The sequence below is a fragment of the Pseudomonas sp. Pseusp15 genome (assembly GCF_059492165.1).
Genome location: NZ_CP168523.1, coordinates 1,015,441 through 1,038,908, shown reverse-complemented (window position 1 = coordinate 1,038,908; position 23,468 = coordinate 1,015,441). Strand labels below are relative to the sequence as shown.

Annotated in this window: 20 protein-coding genes, 1 other RNA gene and 1 pseudogene; 12 read left to right on the top strand and 10 right to left on the bottom strand. The window is 60.3% G+C overall.

Annotated features, from left to right (window positions below):
• Positions 1–4: 4 nt before the first annotated feature.
• Positions 5–190 (top strand): CcoQ/FixQ family Cbb3-type cytochrome c oxidase assembly chaperone, encoded by a 186-nt coding sequence (locus ACEN8R_RS04870; RefSeq protein WP_003175465.1) that lies wholly within the window; start codon positions 5–7, stop codon positions 188–190.
• On the top strand, positions 187–1,170 hold the full coding sequence (gene ccoP / locus ACEN8R_RS04865) for a cytochrome-c oxidase, cbb3-type subunit III (protein WP_018925300.1): 984 nt from the start codon (positions 187–189) through the stop codon (positions 1,168–1,170). The genes ACEN8R_RS04870 and ccoP overlap by 4 nt, the downstream gene beginning before the upstream one ends.
• A 55-nt stretch (positions 1,171–1,225) precedes the next feature.
• On the opposite strand, the gene ACEN8R_RS04860 is transcribed toward ccoP, so the two are convergent.
• Positions 1,226–2,230: a metallophosphoesterase family protein gene (locus ACEN8R_RS04860; protein ID WP_018925299.1), complete on the bottom strand. Its 1,005-nt coding sequence runs from the start codon at positions 2,228–2,230 to the stop codon at positions 1,226–1,228.
• A 485-nt stretch (positions 2,231–2,715) separates the two neighbouring features.
• On the opposite strand from ACEN8R_RS04860, the gene ccoG reads away from it, so the two are divergent.
• The 8 genes from ccoG to ACEN8R_RS04820 all read left to right on the top strand — a co-directional run bounded on the left by ccoG (position 2,716) and on the right by ACEN8R_RS04820 (position 11,195).
• Entirely contained in the window at positions 2,716–4,131 is a 1,416-nt protein-coding gene (ccoG, locus tag ACEN8R_RS04855) for a cytochrome c oxidase accessory protein CcoG (protein ID WP_007933370.1), read from the top strand.
• Positions 4,132–4,142: 11 nt separating this feature from the next.
• The gene (locus ACEN8R_RS04850; protein ID WP_018925298.1) at positions 4,143–4,682 is read left to right on the top strand and encodes a FixH family protein; all 540 of its coding nucleotides are present in this window, start codon (positions 4,143–4,145) and stop codon (positions 4,680–4,682) included.
• A gap of 187 nt (positions 4,683–4,869) precedes the next feature.
• Positions 4,870–7,320: a heavy metal translocating P-type ATPase gene (locus ACEN8R_RS04845; RefSeq protein WP_018925297.1), complete on the top strand. Its 2,451-nt coding sequence runs from the start codon at positions 4,870–4,872 to the stop codon at positions 7,318–7,320.
• A 22-nt stretch (positions 7,321–7,342) separates the two neighbouring features.
• The gene (gene ccoS / locus ACEN8R_RS04840; protein ID WP_007933363.1) at positions 7,343–7,561 is read left to right on the top strand and encodes a cbb3-type cytochrome oxidase assembly protein CcoS; all 219 of its coding nucleotides are present in this window, start codon (positions 7,343–7,345) and stop codon (positions 7,559–7,561) included.
• Positions 7,554–8,237, top strand: coding sequence for a sulfite exporter TauE/SafE family protein (locus ACEN8R_RS04835; RefSeq protein WP_018925296.1), 684 nt, complete (start codon positions 7,554–7,556; stop codon positions 8,235–8,237). The genes ccoS and ACEN8R_RS04835 overlap by 8 nt, the downstream gene beginning before the upstream one ends.
• A 117-nt stretch (positions 8,238–8,354) precedes the next feature.
• Complete coding sequence (hemN, locus tag ACEN8R_RS04830) at positions 8,355–9,737, top strand: oxygen-independent coproporphyrinogen III oxidase (protein ID WP_018925295.1); 1,383 nt, start codon at positions 8,355–8,357, stop codon at positions 9,735–9,737.
• Positions 9,738–9,832: 95 nt separating this feature from the next.
• On the top strand, positions 9,833–10,567 hold the full coding sequence (fnr, locus tag ACEN8R_RS04825; protein WP_018925294.1) for a fumarate/nitrate reduction transcriptional regulator Fnr: 735 nt from the start codon (positions 9,833–9,835) through the stop codon (positions 10,565–10,567).
• A gap of 79 nt (positions 10,568–10,646) precedes the next feature.
• Positions 10,647–11,195, top strand: coding sequence for an adenine phosphoribosyltransferase (locus tag ACEN8R_RS04820; RefSeq protein ID WP_018925293.1), 549 nt, complete (start codon positions 10,647–10,649; stop codon positions 11,193–11,195).
• 36 nt (positions 11,196–11,231) lie between these two features.
• On the opposite strand, the gene recR is transcribed toward ACEN8R_RS04820, so the two are convergent.
• The 5 genes and pseudogenes from recR to dnaX form a co-directional block, all read right to left on the bottom strand.
• Complete coding sequence (gene recR / locus ACEN8R_RS04815) at positions 11,232–11,834, bottom strand: recombination mediator RecR (protein ID WP_018925292.1); 603 nt, start codon at positions 11,832–11,834, stop codon at positions 11,232–11,234.
• Positions 11,835–11,909: 75 nt separating this feature from the next.
• A complete protein-coding gene (gene curA, locus ACEN8R_RS04810; protein WP_495624997.1) occupies positions 11,910–12,935 on the bottom strand; it encodes an NADPH-dependent curcumin/dihydrocurcumin reductase in 1,026 nt (341 codons plus the stop codon).
• A pseudogene (locus tag ACEN8R_RS04805) lies at positions 12,883–12,993 on the bottom strand (hypothetical protein); the annotation flags it as partial. The pseudogene ACEN8R_RS04805 and the gene curA, both read right to left, overlap by 53 nt.
• Before the next feature lie 233 nt (positions 12,994–13,226).
• Positions 13,227–13,565: a YbaB/EbfC family nucleoid-associated protein gene (locus tag ACEN8R_RS04800; RefSeq protein WP_018925290.1), complete on the bottom strand. Its 339-nt coding sequence runs from the start codon at positions 13,563–13,565 to the stop codon at positions 13,227–13,229.
• A 67-nt stretch (positions 13,566–13,632) separates the two neighbouring features.
• Complete coding sequence (dnaX, locus tag ACEN8R_RS04795) at positions 13,633–15,720, bottom strand: DNA polymerase III subunit gamma/tau (RefSeq protein ID WP_018925289.1); 2,088 nt, start codon at positions 15,718–15,720, stop codon at positions 13,633–13,635.
• Between the two features lie 145 nt (positions 15,721–15,865).
• Between dnaX and ACEN8R_RS04790 the strand changes: the two genes are divergently transcribed.
• Complete coding sequence (locus ACEN8R_RS04790; RefSeq protein ID WP_018925288.1) at positions 15,866–16,609, top strand: substrate-binding periplasmic protein; 744 nt, start codon at positions 15,866–15,868, stop codon at positions 16,607–16,609.
• Between the two features lie 30 nt (positions 16,610–16,639).
• Here the strand turns inward: ACEN8R_RS04790 and ACEN8R_RS04785 are convergent, their stop codons facing one another.
• Positions 16,640–18,340, bottom strand: coding sequence for a putative bifunctional diguanylate cyclase/phosphodiesterase (locus ACEN8R_RS04785; RefSeq protein ID WP_018925287.1), 1,701 nt, complete (start codon positions 18,338–18,340; stop codon positions 16,640–16,642).
• Between the two features lie 408 nt (positions 18,341–18,748).
• On the opposite strand from ACEN8R_RS04785, the gene ACEN8R_RS04780 reads away from it, so the two are divergent.
• Positions 18,749–19,063 (top strand): helix-turn-helix domain-containing protein, encoded by a 315-nt coding sequence (locus tag ACEN8R_RS04780; RefSeq protein ID WP_018925286.1) that lies wholly within the window; start codon positions 18,749–18,751, stop codon positions 19,061–19,063.
• 184 nt (positions 19,064–19,247) lie between these two features.
• Here the strand turns inward: ACEN8R_RS04780 and ffs are convergent.
• The 3 genes from ffs to ligA all read right to left on the bottom strand — a co-directional run bounded on the left by ffs (position 19,248) and on the right by ligA (position 23,268).
• Positions 19,248–19,344, bottom strand: an RNA gene (ffs, locus tag ACEN8R_RS04775) — signal recognition particle sRNA small type.
• 155 nt (positions 19,345–19,499) lie between these two features.
• The gene (locus ACEN8R_RS04770; protein ID WP_018925285.1) at positions 19,500–20,663 is read right to left on the bottom strand and encodes a zinc-binding metallopeptidase family protein; all 1,164 of its coding nucleotides are present in this window, start codon (positions 20,661–20,663) and stop codon (positions 19,500–19,502) included.
• A 247-nt stretch (positions 20,664–20,910) separates the two neighbouring features.
• Positions 20,911–23,268, bottom strand: a complete 2,358-nt coding sequence (gene ligA, locus ACEN8R_RS04765) for an NAD-dependent DNA ligase LigA (RefSeq protein WP_018925284.1) — start codon at positions 23,266–23,268, stop codon at positions 20,911–20,913.
• Positions 23,269–23,468 lie beyond the last annotated feature (200 nt).

The window sequence follows — 23,468 nt, the reverse complement described above, 5'->3', positions numbered from 1 at the left end:
TTAGATGGATATCGGGATGATTCGTGGCCTGGGCACCGTTGTTGTGATGGTGGCCTTCATCGGTCTGGCGTTGTGGGTATTCAGCCCCAAGCGCAAGTCGGAGTTTGAAGACGCGACCTTGCTGCCTTTCGCGGATGATCCCGAAGCCATCAAGCACGTCGAGCAAGCTTCTAGGAGTAACAAAGAATGACTACGTTCTGGAGTCTGTACGTCACAGTCCTCAGTCTCGGCACCATCTTCGCCCTGACCTGGCTGCTGCTGTCCACCCGCAAGGGCCAGCGCGCCGAGCAGACCGACGAGACGGTCGGCCACTCCTTCGACGGGATCGAGGAGTACGACAACCCACTGCCGAAATGGTGGTTCATGCTGTTCGTGGGCACCATCATCTTCGCCCTTGGCTATCTGGTCCTGTACCCGGGCCTGGGTAACTGGAAAGGCCTGTTGCCAGGTTACAACTACCTGGATAACGAGAAGCAGACCGCGTTCGCCAACGGCCAGACCGGCTGGACCGGCGTCCACGAGTGGGAAAAGGAAATGGCCAGGTCGGACGCCAAGTTCGGCCCGATCTTCGCCAAGTTCGCTTCCATGCCAATCGAAGAAGTCGCCAAGGACCCGCAAGCCCTGAAGATGGGTGGCCGCCTGTTCGCCTCCAACTGCTCGGTCTGCCACGGTTCCGACGCCAAAGGCGCTTATGGCTTCCCTAACCTGACCGACGCCGACTGGCGCTGGGGCGGTGAAGCGGCAACCATCAAGACCACCATCATGGGCGGCCGTCACGCCGTGATGCCGGCCTGGGCCGAAGTGATCGGCGAACAAGGCGTCAGCGACGTTGCCGCTTACGTGCTGACCAGCCTCGATGGCCGCAAACTGCCGGAGGGCGCCAAGGCTGACCCGGTTGCCGGCCAGAAGCTGTTCGCTGCCAACTGCGTGGCTTGCCACGGTCCGGAAGGCAAAGGCACCCCGGCCATGGGCGCCCCTAACCTGACTCACCCGGCAGCGTTCATCTACGGTTCGAGCTTCGCTCAACTGCAGCAGACCATCCGTTACGGCCGTCAGGGCCAGATGCCTGCGCAGGAACAGCTGCAAGGCAACGACAAGGTTCACCTGCTGGCCGCTTACGTCTACAGCCTCTCTCACGGTGAGAAAGCGCCGGTGGCAGACGCCCAGTAAGGCAAACGCTCGATGCAACAAAAAAGGCCCCGCCAGTGATCTGGCGGGGCCTTTTTCATGGGCGACTGGTGAAAATTGATTTCACCGGCACTTTCGCTACAAGCTTGCGGTTATGCCACTGGTTGTTTTCGACCAGATCGACCTGCAGTTGCTTGCGATCCGCGGAAAAACTGGCAATCAGATAGGTCTCCTGGGAAGCGCTGCCACTGAGGAAAACGGGCACATTCCCCCTATAGGACATGGAACCGCCGTTTTCATGAAGATGACCGGCGAATATGGCCGTCACTTCATATTTTGCGATCATGTCCCTGAAACGACTTTCCTGACTCCAGTCACCCTGCCAGTCATAGGGTTTATGCATGTTGATAATGATCGCGTAACCTTGGGCCCGGGCGACTCGTAAATCATTTTCAAGCCAATCCAGCGCAGCGGTAATGTTAAAAGTTGTAGGATTCAGGGGATGGGAAATTTTGGTTGCGTAAGTCGGCTCATTATTAAGCTGGACCAGATGAACCTCCCCTATATTCTTGGAATAGGCAAGACTGCCCGAATACATCTTATTGAACAAAAAGCCCGTAATCTTCAAATCGAAATCATCTACCTTGCCGGCATGATGCTCTTGATATTCGACAATACTGCCCGCCGCACAACTATTAGTAAAACAATCATCGACATTGTTCTGATAGTCATGATTACCCAAGCCGTACAGATAGTCTTTATTAAAGTACTTCTGCAGCGTCGAATTGATATACGAACGCTGCCAACCATGACCAAACGCCGTCATGTCACCGTTGATCATCAATGGCACCTGCGAGTGCCCGCCCATCTTGCTTCTGAAATCCGCAATACTCGCGAACTGGGTCTCCACCAGCCATTTGGCACGCTGTTCAAACTCGCTGTCAGGTTCATATTCCTCACTGTCCGTTTTATCCGTCCACGGATACTGCGGATCAGACGCGAAGACCATATGAATAGGTGTACCTTCATTTGAATGTGCGACAGATGCCAGCGACAGGATCCACATGCATGCGAATAACTTCGCACCTTTTACAATGTTCATAGAATTCCATTTCCGTAATATTAGATAGGCACGCCGCTATATAACAACGGCATGCCAGAACAACTTATTCCAGAAAATAGAAAACCGCAAACATCAAACAGCGGGCAATTCAGTTAATATATTTCCGACTTGCTTATAACAACTGACGTCGATGCTTTCGCCAGCAGCATAGGAATCCCGTACAGGGAACGTAATGCGCACCCGGCTGAAGCGCCACCGCGTCATACCGCCTTCGATGCCAGGATTTTGCCGGTCGATGCCACCGTAGCGCTCGAATGAGCTCGCCGCCCCCACAAAACCGTCCATAATTCACAAGTCAATTGATTCAAGTCATTACACTGTCAGTTGATTTCCACCAACGTGACCAAAGGTCGCACCCTTGAGTTAGAGCTACAGGCGTATCATTGCGCCACTGCAACACCTCTTTTTGACCGCGGTCGGCACGTACTGACCGAGGCATTTTTCCACTGCCGTGGGATGCAATGATGAGCAATCAGATTCCGGTACACGACGTCACTCCACCCGCCAAGAACGCGAACAACAGCGTCGACCTCTACGCCTCTCGAGAAAAGATCTACACCCGCGCCTTCACCGGTCTGTTCCGCAACCTGCGGATGACGGGTGGTGCCGCACTGTTTCTGCTGTATTTCGGCACGGTGTGGCTGAGCTGGGGCGGTCATCAGGCCGTCTGGTGGAACCTGCCGGAGCGTAAGTTCTTCATTTTTGGCGCGACCTTCTGGCCCCAGGATTTCATCCTGCTCTCAGGCATTCTGATCATCAGCGCCTTCGGCCTGTTCTTCATTACCGTGTATGCCGGTCGGGTCTGGTGCGGCTACACCTGCCCGCAAAGCGTCTGGACCTGGATCTTCATGTGGTGCGAAAAGGTCACCGAAGGCGACCGCAACCAGCGCATCAAGCTCGACAAGGCGCCGATGAGCGCCAACAAATTCCTGCGCAAATTCAGCAAGCACACGATGTGGCTGCTGATCGGCTTCGTGACTGGCATGACCTTCGTCGGCTACTTCTCGCCGATTCGTGAACTGGTGATCGACTTCTTCACCGGTGAAGCCGATGGCTGGTCGTATTTCTGGGTCGGTTTCTTCACCCTCGCCACCTACGGCAACGCCGGCTGGCTACGCGAACAGGTGTGCATTTACATGTGTCCGTATGCACGCTTCCAGAGCGTGATGTTCGACAAGGACACGCTGATCGTCTCCTACGACCCGCGCCGTGGCGAAAGCCGTGGCCCGCGCAAGAAAGGCATCGACTACAAGGCTCAGGGCCTGGGCGATTGCATCGACTGCACCATGTGCGTCCAGGTCTGCCCCACCGGCATCGACATCCGCGACGGCCTGCAAATCGAATGCATCGGCTGTGCGGCCTGCATCGACGCCTGCGACAGCATCATGGACAAGATGGATTACCCGCGCGGCCTGATCAGCTACACCACTGAGCACAACCTGTCGGGGCAAAAAACCCATAAACTGCGCCCTCGCCTGATCGGCTACGCCCTGGTGTTGCTGACCATGATCGCGTTGCTGGTGACCGCGTTCTTCATGCGCTCGCTGGTCGGTTTCGATGTCAGCAAAGACCGCGTGCTGTACCGTGAGAACGCCGAAGGCCGGATCGAAAACGTCTACAGCCTGAAGATCATGAACAAGGACCAGCGCGACCACACCTACGTGCTCGAAGCCACCGGCCTGCCGGACCTCAAGCTGCAAGGCAAGCGCGAGATCAAAGTCGCCGCCGGGGAAATTTTCAGCCAGCCGGTCGAGTTGTCCAGCTCGCCGGAGCAACTGCCGTCGAGCACCAACGAGGTGAAGTTCATCCTCAAGGATGCCGATGACGCCAGCGTCCACGTTGAAGCCAAGAGCCGATTCATCGGCCCACAAATTCGTTGAGAGAAGTGATCATGCCCGCAGCAACTGCCGCAAGTCCCTGGTACAAGCACCTTTGGCCGTGGATCATCATCGCCATCCTGGCCTGCTCGGTGACCTTGACCCTGTCGATGGTGACCATCGCGGTGAACAACCCGGACAACCTGGTCAACGACAACTATTACGAGGCCGGCAAAGGCATCAACCGCTCCCTGGACCGTGAACTGCTGGCCCAGACCCTGCAACTGCGAGCCAGCGTGCACCTGGATGAGCTGACCGGCGAAGTCGACCTGCGCCTGAGCGGCAACAGCCAACCGAAAACCCTTGAGCTGAATCTGATTTCGCCGACCCAGCCGGAGAAGGATCGCAAGATCACCCTGGCCCGCAGTGAAACTGAACAGGGCCGCTACATTGGCCAGTTGAGCGACAAGGTTGAAGGCCGCCGCTTCGTCGAATTGCTGGGTGTGCAGGATGACAAGACCTGGCGCATGTTCGAAGAAGAACAGGTCAGCCATGCCAAGGATCTGTTGCTCGGTGATGAGCCGTTGCAAGGTGCCGAAGACCTGAAGAAATAGTCACAACGATCTCCTGTGGCGAGCGGGCTTGCCCGCGTTCGGTTGCGCAGCAGCCGCAAGTTGTCTACTCGATCTATCGAGAAGTTCGCGCTGACTGTCTTTGGGACCGCTGCGCGGTCCAACGGGGGCAAGCCCCCTCGCCACAGAGGCCTTTGGGCCTGCCACAATGGTTTTCATGGCAACAAACATGACCAGTCCAACCCCCTGCTACCACTGCGCCCTGCCCGTCCCGGCCGGTAGCCGCTTCACCGCCGCTGTCCTCGGGGATACCCGCGAATTCTGCTGCCCGGGTTGCCAGGCGGTGGCCGAGGCCATCGTGGCCGGTGGGCTGGAAAGTTATTACCAGCATCGCAGCGAAGCCTCGGCCAACCCCGAAGCCTTGCCGGTGCAGTTGGTCGACGAGTTGGCGCTGTATGATCGCGCCGACGTGCAGCAACCCTTTGTCCGTCACGAAGGCGAACTCGCCGAAACCACCCTGTTGATGGAAGGCATCAGCTGCGCCGCCTGCGGCTGGCTGATCGAAAAGCATCTTCGCAGCCTGCCGGCGGTGGCCGAAGCACGCCTGAACCTGTCCAACCATCGCCTGCACGTGCGCTGGGCCGACGCGCAATTGCCGTTAAGCCAGGTGCTCAGCGAATTGCGCCACATCGGTTACGCCGCTCACCCTTATCAGGCCGACCGTGCCAGCGAACAACTGGCCAGCGAAAACCGTCTGGCCCTGCGCCAACTCGGGGTCGCCGGGTTGCTGTGGTTCCAGGCGATGATGGCGACCATGGCCACCTGGCCGGAATTCAACATTGACCTCAGCCCCGAACTGCACACCATCTTGCGTTGGGTCGCGTTGTTTCTCACCACGCCGATCGTGTTCTACAGCTGTGCGCCGTTCTTCAAAGGGGCGATGCGCGATCTGCGCACCCGGCACCTGACGATGGACGTCTCGGTGTCACTGGCAATTGGCAGTGCCTATATCGCCGGGATCTGGACCTCGATCACCGGGGTCGGCGAGCTGTATTTCGATGCGGTGGGAATGTTTGCGCTGTTCCTGCTGGCTGGGCGCTACCTGGAACGCCGCGCCCGGGAACGAACCGCCGCCGCGACCGCACAACTGGTCAATCTGTTGCCCGCCTCCTGCCTGCGGCTGAGTGCCGACGGCCAGAGCGAGCGGATTCTGCTCAGCGAGCTGCGCGTGGGCGATCAGGTGTTGGTGCACCCCGGTGCGATCCTGCCGGCCGACGGCAAGATCCTCGACGGTCAGTCGAGCATTGACGAATCCCTGCTCACCGGCGAATACCTGCCGCAGCCACGAACCCTGGGCGACGCTGTCACCGCTGGCACCTTGAACGTCGAGGGTGCGTTGACCGTGGAGGTCCTGGCGCTGGGTCAGGACACGCGCCTGTCGGCCATCGTCCGCCTGCTGGATCGCGCCCAGGCCGAAAAGCCACGGCTGGCGGAAATCGCCGACCGCGCCGCGCAATGGTTCTTGCTGCTGACGCTTATCGCAGTGGCCGCCATCGGCCTGCTCTGGTGGGAGCTGGATTCATCGCGAGCGTTCTGGATTGTCCTGGCGATGCTGGTTGCGACCTGCCCGTGCGCCTTGTCCCTGGCCACGCCGACCGCTCTCACCGCCGCCACCGGCACGCTGCACAAACTGGGGCTTTTGCTGACGCGCGGCCATGTACTGGAAGGCCTGAACCAGATCGACACGGTGATTTTCGACAAAACCGGCACCCTCACCGAAGGTCGGCTGGCCTTGCGTTCGATCCGGCCGCTTGGGGCACTGGCGAGCGATCAATGCCTGAGCCTCGCCGCCGCCCTGGAAAACCGTTCCGAACACCCGATCGCCCGGGCTTTTGGCCGCGCGCCGCTGGCCGCCGAAGAGGTCCACAGCACGCCGGGCCTGGGCCTTGAAGGCTTGGTCGGCGCGCAACGCCTGCGCATTGGCCAACCGGGTTTTGTCTGCGAGCTCAGCGGTGCTCAAGTGCCGATGATGCCCGATGAACCCGGCCAATGGCTGCTGCTCGGCGACAGCCAGGGACCACTGGCGTGGTTCGTCCTCGACGACCGTTTGCGCGCCGACGCCCCCGCTCTGCTGGCGGCCTGCAAGGCTCGCGGCTGGCGCACCTTGCTGCTGTCCGGCGACAGCTCGCCGATGGTCGCCAGCGTCGCCGCCGAACTGGGCATCGACGAGGCCCGTGGCGGTTTGCGTCCGGACGATAAATTGCAGGTGCTGAAACAACTGCACCAGGAAGGCCGCAAGGTGTTGATGCTCGGTGACGGGGTCAACGACGTGCCGGTGCTGGCCGCCGCCGACATCAGCGTGGCGATGGGCTCGGCCACCGATCTGGCAAAAACCAGTGCCGACGCGGTGTTGCTGTCGAACCGCCTCGACGCGCTGGTGCAAGCCTTCAGCCTGGCCCGTCGCACCCGTCGGGTCATCATCGAGAACTTGCTGTGGGCAGCGCTGTACAATGGCCTCATGTTGCCATTCGCCGCCCTCGGCTGGATCACTCCGGTGTGGGCCGCGGTCGGCATGTCCATCAGTTCGTTGACCGTGGTGTTGAATGCTTTGCGCCTGACTCGCCTGCCGAGCGCGCCAGCCACCAGCGCCACGCCAGAAACCCGCCCGCTGCCGGCCTGAGCCGCGCGGGCATGGAGTCCAGATGCCAGCTCTCTACGTGATGATCCCGGCCGCGCTGCTGATCGTGGCCATCGCTATCTACATCTTCTTCTGGGCGGTCGACAGCGGTCAGTACGACGACCTCGACGGCCCGGCCCACAGCATCCTGTTCGACGACCAGGACCCGAAGCACACGGCAGCGGTCGACGAGGCCAGCGGCCATCCGGCCAAACCCGACGACAAGGCGCCACCCCATGCTTGAGTTGGCGCCACTGTTGGTCTCTGCGCTGATCCTCGGCCTGCTCGGTGGCGGCCATTGCCTGGGCATGTGCGGCGGTTTGATGGGCGCGTTGACCCTGGCGATCCCCAAGGAACAGCGCAGCCGACGCTTGCGCTTGTTGCTGGCCTACAACCTGGGGCGGATTCTCAGCTACGCCGCGGCCGGCCTGCTGATCGGCCTGGCTGGCTGGGCCGTGGCCAATAGCCCGGCGGCGATGTTCATGCGCATCCTCGCCGGATTGCTGCTGATCGCCATGGGGCTGTACCTGGCCGGTTGGTGGAGCGGCTTGACCCGCATCGAAAGCCTCGGTCGCGGCCTGTGGCGGCATATCCAGCCGGTGGCCAACACACTGTTGCCAGTGTCGAACCTGCCCCGCGCCTTGCTGCTCGGCGCGCTGTGGGGCTGGCTGCCGTGCGGGCTGGTTTACAGCACATTGCTGTGGTCGGCGAGTCAGGGTAATGCGCTGGACAGTGCGTTGCTGATGCTGGCGTTCGGGTTGGGCACCTGGCCGGTGCTGCTCGCCACAGGCCTGGCCGCCGAGCGGGTCACGGCGTTGTTGCGTAAACGCAGCGTGCGCATGACCGGCGGCTTGTTGGTGATGGTGTTCGGCATCTGGACCTTGCCGGGGCCGCATCAGCATTGGCTCATGGGGCATTAGCCCCCTCGCCACAAAAACTATCGCTATCGCCAATCACCGTTGATGCAAATCAAGATGCCGCAACGCCGCACCCCCTAGACTCGCCGACACTGCCAGCCTATCCGGGGGAATGCCCGCATGCTCGACGCCATTCGTTGGGACACAGATCTGATCCGCCGTTACGACCTGGCGGGGCCGCGCTACACCTCGTATCCGACGGCCGTGCAATTCGACAGCCAGGTCGGCACCTTCGACCTGTTTCATGCCCTGCGCGACAGCCGCAAGGCGTTGCGGCCGTTATCCCTGTATGTGCACGTGCCGTTCTGCGCGAACATCTGCTACTACTGCGCCTGCAACAAAGTCATCACCAAGGACCGAGGCCGCGCCCTGCCCTATTTGCAGCGCCTGGAACAGGAAATCCAGCTGATCGCCTGCCACCTCGACCCCATGCAAAAAGTCGAGCAACTGCATTTCGGCGGCGGCACACCGACCTTTCTCAGCCACGATGAACTGCGTCAGCTGATGGCCCGGCTGCGCAAGCATTTCAATCTGCTGGACGACGATTCCGGCGACTACGGCATCGAGATCGACCCGCGCGAGGCCGACTGGTCGACCATGGGCCTGCTCCGGGAACTGGGCTTCAACCGGGTCAGCATCGGCCTGCAAGACCTTGACCCGGCGGTACAGCGGGCGGTCAATCGCCTGCAAAGCCTGGAAGAAACCCGCGCGGTGATCGACGCCGCCCGGACTCTGCAATATCGCTCGATCAACATCGATCTGATCTACGGCCTGCCCAAGCAGACGCCCGAGAACTTCGCCCGCACCGTCGACGAAGTCATCAACCTGCAACCGGACCGGCTCTCGGTGTTCAACTACGCCCATCTGCCAGAGCGCTTCATGCCGCAACGGCGGATCAACAGCAACGATCTACCGGAACCGGCGCAGAAGCTGGAAATGCTCCAGCGCACCATCGAACAACTGACGGCCGCCGGTTACCGCTACATCGGCATGGACCACTTCGCCCTGCCCGATGATGAACTGGCGATTGCCCAGGAAGAGTCGACCTTGCAACGCAACTTCCAGGGCTACACCACCCACGGTCATTGCGATCTGATCGGTCTGGGGGTATCGGCCATCAGCCAGATCGGCGACCTGTACTGCCAGAACAGCAGCGACCTGACCCAGTACCAGAACGCTTTGGCGTCCGCGCAACTGGCCACCGCCCGTGGCCTGCTGTGCAATGCCGACGATCGCTTGCGCAGGGCGGTGATTCAGCAACTGATTTGCCATTTCAACCTGGAATTCGCGGAAATCGAGCAGGCCTTCAACATCGATTTTCGCGGTTACTTCGGCGAGCTCTGGCCACAGCTGCAGGACATGGCCAAGGACGGGTTGATCGAGCTCGACAATGAACGGATCACCGTACTCCCCGCAGGCCGACTGCTGGTGCGCTCGGTGTGCATGGTGTTCGATGCATACCTGGAACACACCAATCGCCAGCGCTTTTCACGAGTGATTTAATGCCTTGCGGTTAAATTGTCGCAGGCTGGCCCGAATGTCCTCCCGTGGGGTACCCTTACGGCTTATGTGTGTTTTTTCCCACAAGGATTAAAGAAATGTCCGAGCCAGTAAAACTGCGCGCTCATAACCAGGCCCATTGCAAGGATTGCAGCCTGGCCCCTCTCTGCCTGCCACTTTCTCTGAATCTGGAAGACATGGATGCGCTGGACGATATCGTCAAACGTGGTCGCCCGCTGAAAAAAGGCGAATTCCTGTTTCGCCAGGGCGACACGTTCGATTCCGTTTATGCAGTACGCTCCGGCGCCCTGAAGACCTTCAGCCTGAGCGATGGCGGCGAAGAACAACTCACCGGTTTCCATTTGCCGAGTGAATTGGTCGGCCTGTCGGGCATGGACACCGAAAAGCATCCGGTCTCGGCGCAAGCCCTGGAAACCACTTCGGTGTGCGAGATCCCGTTCGAGCGCCTCGACGAACTGGCCCTGCAACTGCCACAACTACGCCGTCAGTTGATGCGCGTGATGAGCCGCGAGATTCGTGACGATCAGCAAATGATGTTGCTGCTGTCGAAGAAAACCGCCGACGAGCGCATCGCCACCTTCCTGGTCAACCTGTCGGCCCGTTTCCGCGCCCGAGGCTTCTCGGCCAACCAGTTCCGGCTGAGCATGTCGCGCAACGAAATCGGCAATTACCTGGGCCTGGCGGTGGAAACCGTGTCCCGGGTGTTCACCCGCTTCCAGCAAAACGAACTGATCGCCGCCGAGGGTAAGGAAGTGCACATCCTCGACCCGATCCAGCTCTGCGCCCTGGCCGGTGGCTCGATCGAAGGCTGACCCTGTTGACGGTGGCTGAGCGAAACGGTTCAGCCACCGTTATACTGCGACGTTTGCAGCCCGCCAGGACACTTCGACGATGGTCATCGACTCCTTCGACATCAAATCACTGATCCGCCCCGTGATCGACTTCCCCAAGCCGGGCGTGATCTTTCGCGACATCACCCCGCTGTTCCAGTCGCCCACGGCCCTGCGCCTGGTGATGGACAGCTTCGCCCATCGCTACGTCGAGGCCGACTTCACCCACATCGGCGCCATGGACGCGCGCGGGTTCCTGATCGGTTCGATATTGGCGTATCAGCTGAACAAGCCATTGGTGTTGTTCCGCAAGCAGGGCAAATTGCCTGCCGACGTGCTGGCCGAAAGTTACGCGACCGAATACGGCGAAGCCTTCCTCGAAGTCCACGCCGACAGCCTGTGCGAGGGGGATTCGGTGGTGCTGTTCGATGACCTGATCGCCACCGGCGGCACGCTGATTGCGGCGGCCAACCTGGTTCGGCGCATGGGCGCGCGGGTGCATGAAGCGGCGGCGATCATTGACTTGCCGGAGCTGGGTGGTTCGCAACGGCTGGAAGACATGGGGATTGCGACTTTCTGTCTGACGCAGTTTGCGTTGAGCGATAAGTAAGGCAGCGCCTGGAAGGCGTCAGCCCAGACAGCACCGTTACAGCGAAATCGGCTTACGCCCGGCAAACGAATGCGCCAATGTCCCGCCATCCACCAGTTCCAGCTCGCCACCCAACGGCACGCCGTGGGCAATGCGCGAGGCAATCAGGCCCTTGTTGCTGAGCAACTGGGCGATGTAATGCGCCGTGGCCTCGCCTTCCACCGTCGGGTTGGTGGCGAGGATGACTTCGGTAAACGTGCCCGCCTCTTCGATCCGCGCCATCAGTTGTGGAATGCCGATGGCTTCCGGCCCCAACCCGTCCAGAGGCGACAAGTGGCCCTTGAGCACGAAGTAGCGACCGCGAAAACCGGTCTGCTCCACGGCGTAAACGTCCATCGGACCTTCCACCACACACAGCAAGGTGTCGTCGCGGCGTAAATCGGCGCATTGCGGGCACAGATCGTCTTCGGTCAGCGTGCGGCACAAACGGCAGTGGCCCACCCCTTCCATGGCCTGGCTCAGCGCCTGGGCCAGTCGCGAACCGCCGCTGCGATCGCGCTCAAGCAGTTGCAACGCCATGCGCTGGGCAGTTTTCTGACCCACACCCGGCAAAATTCGCAGGGCATCGATCAGTTGGCGAATCAAAGGGCTGAAGCTCATGGGGAAAAAGTCCGACATAACAACGAGACGCGGTTTATACCCTCGCCTCTGTTTAGCGTCAAATAGCAGCGCCAATTACTCAGTCGGCGCCACCCGCACCACCAGTTTGCCAAAGTTGCGTCCTTCCAGCAGGCCAATAAATGCCTCGGGCGCGTTCTCCAGGCCGTCGACCACGTCTTCACGGAATTTCACCTTGCCGTCACGCACCCAAGGCGCCATGGCGCTGATGAACTCTGGCTGACGGTCGCCGTAGTCGTCGAACACAATAAACCCCTGAATCCGCACGCGCTTGGTCAGCAGCGTGCGCTGCAATTGTGGCAAGCGATCCGGCCCGCTCGGGGCTTCATGGGCATTGTAGGAAGCGATCAGACCACAAAGAGGAATCCGCGCCTTGGGGTTGAGCAGCGGCAACACCGCATCGAACACCTTGCCACCGACGTTTTCAAAGTAGATGTCGACGCCTTTGAAGCAGGCCAGCGCCAATTCGTCGGCGAAGTCCGGGCGCTTGTGGTCGATGCAGGCATCGAAGCCCAACTCCTCGACCACGTAACGACATTTTTCCGCACCACCGGCCACGCCGACCACCCGCAGGCCTTTGAGCTTCGCCACCTGGCCGACCACCGAACCCACCGCGCCGGAAGCGGCCGCCACTACCAGGGTTTCGCCCTCTTTGGGTTGGCCGATGTCCATCAGCCCCATGTAGGCGGTCATGCCGGGCATGCCCAGCACCCCCAGCGCCATCGATGGACTTGGCAGCCCGGACGGGAGCGGAATGATGTTGCGCCCGTCGCTGATGCTGTGGCTCTGCCATCCCGTGGCGCCGACCACCAGATCGCCCTCCTGGAATTTCGGATTCAGCGAACGCTCGACACGACTGACAGCCCCACCGGTCATTACTTCGCCGATTTCTACCGGTGCCGCGTAGGACGGCGCGTCACTCATACGACCGCGCATGTAGGGATCCAGCGACAGATACAGCGTCTTGAGCAGCACCTGACCGTCGGCCAGATCCGGCAACGCTACCCGTTCCAGGCGGAAATTCTCCGGTGTCGGCGCGCCCACCGGGCGAGACACCAGGACGATTCGTTGGTTGAGGGTCAATGCTTGTGGCATGTGAGCGTCTCCTTTGATCGATGAATTTCGGCGGTATAGGGAGCAGACCATTGTGGGGATGGCGCGTTCGATGTTTCTACTTTTCACTGTGGCGAGGGAGCTTGCTCCCGCTGGGGCGCGTAGCGGCCCCACTCTCTCTACCTGAAAAGAGGGGGACTGCTGCGCAGTCCAACGGGAGCAAGCTCCCTCGCCACAGGGGTTGGCAAAAACCAGCCGGAAACAAAAATGCCAGGCGCGATGCCTGGCATTTTTTTAACCCATCCGACGCGCGCTGGCGAATCAGAATGGCAATTTCATACCCGGTGGCAGTTGCATGCCAGCGGTCATGCTGCCCATTTTTTCCTGGCTGTTGGCTTCGATCTTGCGCACTGCATCGTTGACGGCGGCGGCAAATACAGCCTCCAGCATCTCTTTGTCGTCTTCGCTCAGGCCTTCGACCAGGCTTGGGTCGATGGTCACGCGCTTGACGTCGTGACGACCGGTCATTACCACGGTGACCATATCGCCACCGGCCTTACCGGTGACTTCGGCGTTGGCCAGCTCTTCCTGCATCTTGGCCATTTTTTCCTGCATCTGCTGCGCCTGCTTCATCAGGCCGGCCATGCCACCTTTCATCATGGGAATCACCTCAAAAGTACTTGGATAAAAACAGCGCCCGGCGAGTGCGGCCAAGCGCCTTCAGTTATTAGCCCTGACTGACCAGGGCTTCGACAGGTTCAATAGTATCGTGACGGACCACCGCCCCGAACTGCTGCATCATTTGCTGGATGAACGGATCGCCATGGATCGACTCCTCGGCCTCGCGCTGACGGTCGGCACGACGCCGGGACGCTGCCTGGGCCGGGGTTTCCTGCTCAGGCTTGATCAGCTCGATGCTCAGGGTCAGCGTGCGCCCGTGGTGCTGGTTCAGCGCATCGTTGAGGCGACGTTGTTGCGTCGCGTTGAACAGGGCGCTGTGAGCCGGGTCCAGATGCAACAGCCAATTGTCGCCATCGACGGCGATCAGCGTGCAGTTGGCGGCGATGCTGCCGGTCATGCCGGACACCGGCAATTTCGGGAACAACTCCAGCCATTGCAGGGCCAGGCCGGTGGCCGGCATCGCGGCCGGTTCAGGCTCGGGCTGCGCCGCAGGTTCGGCGGTGTGCTCACTGGCCAGATCGTCGAGGTAGCTGTAGGCCGAATCCATGTCCGGCTCGATGTAATCCTCGTCCAGCGGCGGCTCGTCATCCAGGTCGATGCCTGGCGTGGCGGCATCGACTTCGGCCACGGACGGTTCCGGAATCGGCGCAGCGGCCCACTCAGGCGCATCCGGCACCACGCTGTCCGGCGTCGGCATGGGCATCGGTGGTAATTCGGGTTGTTCGCCGGCCGTCTCCAGCATTGGCTCGACGGCGGGCTGCTGGACAACCTCGGGCTCTACCGGATCGTTCCAGGGCAGATCGACGACTTCTTCGACCGCTACAGGCTCGACCACGGGCTCGGGCTCAGGCACCGCCACCAGCGCAACAGGTTCAGGCGCAACGGCCGGGACAGGTGCGGGTGCAACCACGGGCGCCACTGGAACCGGTACCACGGCCGCAGCGACTACCGGCGCAACAATCGGCGCGGCAGCCACTGAGTTTGCGGAATCAACTGTGGCCTGGCTGATCCCCACTGGCTTTAGCGGTTGCCTCGGAGCGTCCTCGGTGTCTGCTGGCCTGAATGCGAGCATTCGCAGCAGGACCATTTCGAAACCGCCGCGCGGATCCGGTGCCAGCGGCAAATCCCGGCGACCAATCAGGCCCATCTGGTAATAGAACTGCACATCTTCGGCCGGCAGTGCCTGGGCCAGTGCCAATACTCGATCACGGTCGCCATGACCGTTGTCGACACCTTCAGGCAGGGCCTGGGCGATGGCAACACGGTGCAACACGTTGAGAATTTCCGAGAGCACGCCGTTCCAGTCCGGGCCTTGCTCGGCCAGATGGCGCACGGCTTCGAGCAACGCCTTGGCGTCGCCTTCGATCAGCGCATGCAGGACGTCGTAGACCTGGCCGTGATCGAGGGTGCCGAGCATCGCCCGCACGTCGGCGGCCAGAACCTTGCCTTCACCGAAGGCGATGGCCTGGTCGGTCAGGCTCATGGCATCGCGCATCGAACCGTCGGCGGCGCGACCCAGCAACCACAGCGCATCGTCTTCGAACGGCACGTTCTCGACGCTCAGCACATGGCTCAGATGCTCGACCACCCGCTCAGGGGTCATGTTCTTCAGGGAGAACTGCAGGCACCGCGAGAGAATCGTTGCAGGAAGTTTCTGCGGATCGGTGGTAGCCAGGATGAACTTGACGTAGGGAGGCGGCTCTTCGAGGGTTTTCAACAGCGCATTGAAGGAATGGCTGGAAAGCATGTGCACTTCGTCGATCAGGTAGACCTTGAAGCGCCCGCGGCTCGGCGCGTACTGCACGTTGTCGAGCAGTTCGCGGGTGTCTTCGACCTTGGTCCGGCTCGCGGCGTCGATCTCGATCAGGTCGACGAAGCGGCCTTCATCGATTTCGCGGCACACCGAGCACTCGCCACAAGGCGTCGAAGTGATACCTGTTTCACAATTCAGGCATTTGGCGATGATCCGCGCGATGGTGGTCTTGCCGACCCCGCGGGTACCGGTAAACAGGTAGGCGTGGTGCAGCCGCTGGCTGTCCAAGGCATTGATCAGAGCCTTGAGCACATGGGTCTGGCCGACCATTTCGCGGAACGAGCGCGGACGCCATTTACGTGCAAGAACCTGATAACTCATCGAAAACCGTCGCAGCGAAGGAAGCAGAAGCGGCTAATGCTAGCGGAGCAAGGCCAAAATTGCATCCGGTGCGCTCGTCTATTCTGGCTAAGCTGCACTTTGAGGAGCTTTTATCAGCTCAGGCTTGAGCCGTACCGGAGCATTTATGCACTTTGCCTTGGGGGCACTGCTATTCGTCAGCCTGAGCGTCGCGGCCGCCGAAGTGCCGTTGCGCTTTGTCGTGCCGGACAGCTGGGCCATGCCCTTGGTGCAAATCGAGCGCGACCGGCCGACCCAGGGCATTCTGCACGACATCATGCTTAGCCTGGCGACTCAGGTCGGCGCGCCGGCGCAATTTCACGTGTTGCCTCGGCCGCGAGTACAGAACGCCATGGAGCACGGCGAAGCCGATGTGCGCTGTTTCGTCTCACAAGACTGGTTGTCGACCCCGTCCGGCGACTATATCTGGAGCGTTCCGCTGCTGGTTCAGCGCGACATGCTGATTGGCCGGCAAGGCCCACCCGACTCTGTCAATCCAGCGGACCTGCCACGACAGTCGATCGGCACCGTGCTCGGCTATAGCTACCCGACCCTGCAACCGCTGTTCGACGCCGACCGGCTGCACCGCGAGGACGCACGCAATCAGGAACAGGTGCTGGAAAAACTGCTGGCTGGACGCTATCGCTACGCGGTGAGCAACCAATGGACCCTGGACTGGTTCAACCAGCGCCTGCTGCCCGACCAGCAACTGAAAAGTGTCGCGCTGGTGCAGGAACAGCCTATCAGTTGTTACATGCGCAATGACCCCAAAGTGCCGGTACAACGCATTTTGCGTACGTTGCAGCAAATGAAAACGTCGGGGGAGATCAATGACATCATCCGGCTCTATACCGGCAACCCGACCCCGTAGCAGCTGCCGAAGGCTGCCATATAGAGCGAGTCAGGCTATTTGATCGAGTGCCTGCCATTGCGACGGGGCGACAAACCCCGCCACCCAGGCCGGCACCTCGGAGGGCGGCATCGGACGGGCGATGAAATAGCCTTGAGCGACTTCGCACCCCAGCCGCAACAACAACTCACCGTGCTCAAGGCTTTCCAGCCCCTCGGCAATCACCTGCCGACCGAATGCGCGGGCCAGGCCAATCACCGCCGTGGTCAGGGCCAGGTCATCCCGATCATTCAGAATGTCACGCACAAATGACTTGTCGATCTTGATAGTCTGGGTGCGTAAACGCTTGAGATAACTCAGGGACGAATAACCGGTGCCGAAATCACCCAGGGAAAACTGCACCCCCAACGCCTGACAGGCCTGCAAACAGGCGCTGACATGCTGGATATTCTCGATCGCCACCGACTCGACGATTTCCAGGTCGAGCATCCGCGGGGCAACCTGAGCATGCCGAGCGAGTACCTGTCTGAGCCGGTCGACGAAATCCGCGCGCTGAAAATGTCGCGCCGCGATGTTGATACTGATCGGCCAGCCCTGCCCCACTTGCTGCCAGCGGTGCAACTGCGCCAGCACCTGGTCCATCACCCATTCGCCGATATCGATGATCAGGTCGGTATCCTCTACCAGCGGCAAAAACTCCCGGGGCGGCACCATGCCGTTTTGCGGGTGCTGCCAACGCAACAAGGCCTCGAAACCGACAACCTCGCCACGACGCATGTTCACCTTGGGCTGAAAGTGCAGGCGAAATTCACCGGCGACCAGCGCCTGACGCACCCGCTCGACGGTCTGGTGCGTGGCCTTGACCTCTTGATCCAGGGACACATCGAACAGATGAAAGCGGTTTCGCCCGCGCTGTTTGGCCACATACATCGCCTGGTCGGCGTGGCGCAGCAGGGTTTCGGCATCTTCGTTGTCGTGGGGAAACAGGGTGACGCCGATACTGGCAAACACATTGATGTCCTTGCCGTGCAATGTGTAAGGCGCCGAGATCGCCCCCAGCACGCGACTCAACGCCGCGCGCAATTCCGGCAGATCACGCACGTAACGCAACACCAGCACGAACTCGTCACCGGCCAATCGCGCCACCACATCTTCGCCGCGCACAATGTCACGCAGACGCTTGGCCACTTCCACCAGCAACATATCGCCACTGGCGTGACCGTAGCCGTCGTTGACCGCTTTGAACCCGTCGAGGTCAAGCATGCACACTGCCAGCGGAATGTTTTCCTGCCGGGAAAACTCCAGCGCCTGATCCAGCAAATCCGACAGGAACGCGCGATTGGGCAGCCCGGTCAGCACGTCATGCCCGACCCGCCATTGCAGGGATTGCAGCAATTGGCGTTTTTCGCTGATGTCGAAACGAATCGACAGGTATCGGTCAACGAGCCCGGTGGTGTCGTCGAGCACCGGCACCATTGTGCTGTCGACCCAATACAACCTGCCATCCTTGGCGCGATTACAGATTTCGCCCTTCCAGACATTGCCCAGAGCAATGGTGCGCCACATGGCAGCGAAGAAATCGGCGGAATGCAGGCCGGAGTTCAGCAGGCGATGGTTTTGCCCCAGCAATTCCTCGCGGCTGTAGCCGGACACGACGCAGAATTGATCGTTGACGTAAGTAATCCGGCCGTTCAGATCAGTCTCGGAAAAAATTGCGGCGGCATCCACGGCCCTGCGGTATTTCTCATCCATGAGTGAGGCTCACTGTCGCTAGCGGAGGTACCGCTCGACCAGTGCAGGATGCCCGGAAGAGATGTTTTGAGACGTACAGCGCAGAGACACGTTATCACTCCATGAACAGCATTTGATGGCCCCTGGACCGCCGAAGATCAACTAGTCTCGGGCAAGGTAGCAACACCGACTCTGGTAACATTTCGCGAGGGTTTCAGACCGCCAACGACTTCTCTGCACACCCGGCAAGGGAAGACAATGCTGGCTGTTTCATATCGCCTAAACTTCAGACAGCAGATCACCAAAACCCCCTCCGAAGCGGCGATTCTACGAAATGCATCACATTTTGCAAAGCAAGGTGATGGATCATGCAGTTGCCTAATGCAAAAATCTATCGTTAAGTTCTTGATTCTAAATGGGAATTGAGCGATGCAAATTTCAAGTTTGGGTCCAGCCATCCGACGCTACCGCAAGGTCGCAGGGCTTACTCAGGCTGAACTCGGCGAAAAAACCGGTTTTGACCCCAAAACCATCAGCCGCTTCGAAACTGGCACCTATACCCCCAGCGTGGAAGCATTGTTCCTGCTTGCCGACGTGCTGGGTGTGAAGCTGAAAGCCTTTTTCGCAGATCTAGGCGACGAGGATGAACAGCGAGCGTACCTGTTCAACGTCATACACAAAGCCACCCCGAAGGATCTGGGAAAGCTGATCGCAGCGGTTGACCAGGCCTTGTCCAAGCCTTGATGCTAACAAATAAAAAAGGAGGCCGACCTGTCGAACGCGACAGATCGGCCTCCTTTTATATATCCCGCTGTTTCATTCGGAAACGACGAAAAGCCGCCCTGGATGAACTCCATGGCAGGTAAAGAAAAACAGTATTTTTAGATAGAAAACACGAGAGAGGGTTCGTGTTGCGTTATGGAGGCAACCCCACCAGCCACACCCCGGCACACAATGTTCCCGCTGTGGCTGCTTCCTTCCGGATCTGACCAGGTTCACGGGTAATCGTTGCGGGGGGACCGATGGGGTCACCATAACGACGCTCACCTGACGGCGAGCCGCGCCATTGTACCTATCTGAGACGAAGTTACAACCGTTCGGGCGGATTAAAAAACATGAGCTGCTTCAAGGACATGCGCCGGCCTTCAAAAGATCGCGACCAGGCCGCGATCCTTTGATCCTATTGCACCAACACTTCATCCGCCCGGCCGCCCTCTTGCTGGATCACCAGGTGAATGAAGTGCAGCCTGGCGATCACCGCCGGCGGCAAGACGAACGGATAGAAGTCCGGCTGGCCCATACTGCGTGACAACTCGTTGAGCATGCCGGCCAGTTCGATCCACGCGTTGACGAACGACAGGAACGCCGGCCCGCCGGGATGCTGCGGATCAAACAGCGTGCTAGGTGGAAACGGCTGATAGTCGAACTCCATTTCCTGGGCACTCATGCCAAAACACAGAGCGGTGTCCACCGCATCCATCATGTGCAGGTAGTGAGCCCAGGTTTCCGCCCAGTCTTCCCAAGGGTGCATGGTGGCGTAGGCGCTGACGTAATGTTGCTGCCAGTCGAGCGGCGCACCTTGTTGATAATGCTGCTCAAGAGCCTCGGCGTAGCTGGCACGCTCGTCGCCGAACAGGCCGCGGAACGGTTCCAGCCAGGCACTGTTGGCGATCAGTCGGTCCCAGTAGTAATGCCCTGTCTCGTGCCGAAAGTGACCGAGTAGCGTGCGATAGGGTTCGTGCATCTGCACGCGAACCTGCTCGCGGTGAGCGTCGTCGGCTTCTTTGATATCGAGGGTGATCAGGCCGTTGGCGTGCCCGGTGGTCGGCGGCTTGCCTTCGAGGTCGATACCGATGAAATCGAAGGCCAGACCAGCCCCTTCGTCCACCGTTTTGGGAATGACCTGCAAGCCCAGGCTGAGCAACTGCGCCACCAGACGACGCTTGGCGGTTTCCACTTTGCGCCAGCGTTCGTGATTCTCGGGAATCGACAGGTCGGGGATGGTGCGATTCAGGCTACAGGCGATGCACAACCCATCGTGATGATTGGCCGGCAATAACCAGTTGCACGCAGCCGGGGAATCGAGATTGGCGCAACGGCGGAAAATACCGGCGTCAGGGTCGGCATCGAGCAACCAGGTATCCGCTTGCGGGCCGGGTTGCAGCGATGACAAGCGACTTTGCTGCGGCTGATAGCCCAGTGCCGCCGAACAGGCCAGGCACTGGCTGTTGCGAAAGAACAGCGACTGCCCGCAGCGACAATGCCAGACCTTGCTGTTGCGCGAACGCTCACCCATGAAGGGCGCGGCGATGCGTGAACTGAGCTGTTCGAAGAAGCGGTACATGGCGATCTCTCTTTGGGGACTGCCAAGACTAGATCATTGCTCAGACATGATCGTTCCCGCACCAAACAGCCTCCTGATGAAGATCAGCTTTTGTGGCGAGGGAGCTTGTCGGAACGCCGCATCGCCCGGTTCGGCGGCGAAGCTGTCGCAAATCCTGCCAGCATGGTACGCCTAAAAAATCGCGAGTACCGGTTCCAGGGCCGCTACGCGACCCAACGGGAGCAAGCTCCCTCGCCACAGGCCCGGGTTAGATCGGGATGTTGTATTCCTTCAGACGAGCGACAAACGCCTCTTCATCCAGCACTTTCAACCCCAGCTCATTGGCCTTGGCCAGCTTCGAACCTGCGCCCGGCCCGGCGACCACGCAATGGGTCTTGGCCGACACCGAACCGGCCACCTTGGCCCCGAGGCTTTCAAGTTTGTCCTTGGCAACGTCGCGACTCATCAGTTCCAGCGAACCGGTCAGCACCCAGGTCTGCCCAGCCAGCGGCAATCCTTCGACGACTTTTTTCTCGCTCTGCCAATGCATGCCGAAATCGCGCAGCTGCTTTTCAGCGGACTCGGCGAGCTGACGGTTTTCTGCGACCGCAAAAAACTCACGCACCGAGGTCGCCTGCTTCTCCGGCAACACCTGGCGCATGTCCAGCCAGTCAGCATTCATCACCGTTTCAAGCGAGCCGAATTTGTCGGCAAGCTTCTGCGCCCCGCCCGGCCCGACCGAAGGAATGTTCAGCTTGTCGAGAAAACCGCCAAGCGTGGTGCTTGCAGCGAATTCGGCACCCAACGCCCCCTGATCCTGAATCTGCAGGCCGTGCTTCAACAGATTGGCAATCACCTGCTGGTTATGCGGGTCTTCAAAGAAGCTGTGAATCTCGTGAGCCACTTCCAGCCCGACATCCGGCAGGTACGTGAGCACTTGCGGCAACGCCTGCTGAACACGCTCCAGCGAGCCGAGAGAACGCGCGAGCACCTTGGCCGTCTCTTCGCCGACATCAGGAATGCCCAAGGCGTAGATGAACCGCGCCAGGCTCGGGCGCTTGCTGTCTTCGATGGCGCCGAGCAGGTTCTTGCTCGACAGCTCGGCAAAGCCTTCGAGGTCGACGATTTGTTCGAAGGTCAATGCGTACAAATCAGCTGGCGAATTCACCAGACCTTCGTCCACCAGTTGCTCGACACTCTTCTCGCCCAGCCCTTCGATGTCCATGGCGCGACGCGAAACGAAGTGAATGATCGCCTGCTTGAGTTGCGCACCGCAGGCCAGACGGCCGACGCAGCGATACACCGCGCCTTCGCTGACAGTCTCGCGACCCTTGCTGCGCTTGATCAGTTGCGTACGCTCGACATGCGAACCGCAGACCGGGCACTGCTCGGGAATCTGTACCGGTCGTGCATCCTCAGGACGACGCTCGATGACCACTTGCACCACTTGCGGAATCACGTCACCGGCGCGACGGATGATCACGGTGTCGCCGATCATCAGCCCCAACCGCGCGACCTCATCCATGTTGTGCAACGTCGCATTGGCCACGGTAACACCGGCGACCTTGACCGGTTTCAAGCGTGCCACCGGCGTCACGGCACCGGTGCGACCGACCTGAAACTCCACATCGAGCAACTCGGTGAGCTCTTCCATCGCCGGGAATTTATGCGCGATGGCCCAACGCGGTTCGCGGGCACGGAAACCCAACTCGCGCTGGGAGGCAATGCTGTTGACCTTGAACACCACGCCGTCGATTTCATAGGGCAGCGCATTGCGGCGTTCGCCGATGTCGCGGTAGTAATCCAGGCACTCATCGATGCCACGAGCCGATTTCAATTCATGACTGATCGGCATACCCCAGGCTTTGAGTTGCTGCAGATTGCCAATGTGCGTGTCGGCGATATCGGCGGAAACCTGGCCGATGCCGTAGCAGCAGAATTCCAGCGGACGGTTGGCGGTGATCTTTGAATCCAGCTGCCGCAAGCTACCTGCCGCCGCGTTCCGCGGGTTGGCGAAGGTCTTGCCGCCCATTTCCAGTTGCGTGGCGTTGAGCCGCTCGAAACCGGCCTTGGACATGAACACTTCGCCGCGCACTTCCAGGGTCGCCGGCCAGCCGCTGCCATGCAGCTTGAGCGGGATATTGCGCACGGTGCGCACGTTGACGCTGATGTCTTCGCCCGTGGTGCCATCGCCGCGAGTGGCGCCGCGCACCAGCATGCCGTCCTGATACAGCAGGCTGACCGCCAGGCCATCGAGCTTGGGTTCGCAGCTGTACTCCACCGCTGCGCCGCCACCGAACAGGTCGCCGACCGGCAAGTCCAGACCTTCCGTCACCCGGCGATCGAATTCGCGCATGTCGGTTTCTTCGAAGGCGTTGCCAAGGCTGAGCATCGGCACTTCATGACGCACCTGAGTGAACGCCGACAGCGCCGCACTGCCGACGCGCTGGGTCGGCGAGTCGCTGGTGATCAGTTCGGGATGGGCCGCTTCGAGCGCCTTGAGTTCATGGAACAAGCGATCGTATTCGGCGTCCGGAATGCTCGGCTCATCCAGCACATGGTAGCGATAGTTGTGCTGATCGAGCTCGGCGCGCAGCTCTAGAATGCGGGTTTCGGCGGCAGTCATGGGTGTTCTCTCATAAAGCAAAAGAGCAGCCGAGGCTGCTCAATCTTTTAAATACGGTAGCGCAAAGCTGTGGACACTGTGGCGAGGGAGCTTGCTCCCGCTCGGCGGCGAAGCCGTCGTAAAACCAGTGAATGCGGTGTATCTGGATGGGGCTGCTTCGCGGCCCAGCGGGAGCAAGCTCCCTCGCCACAGAAGCCTGC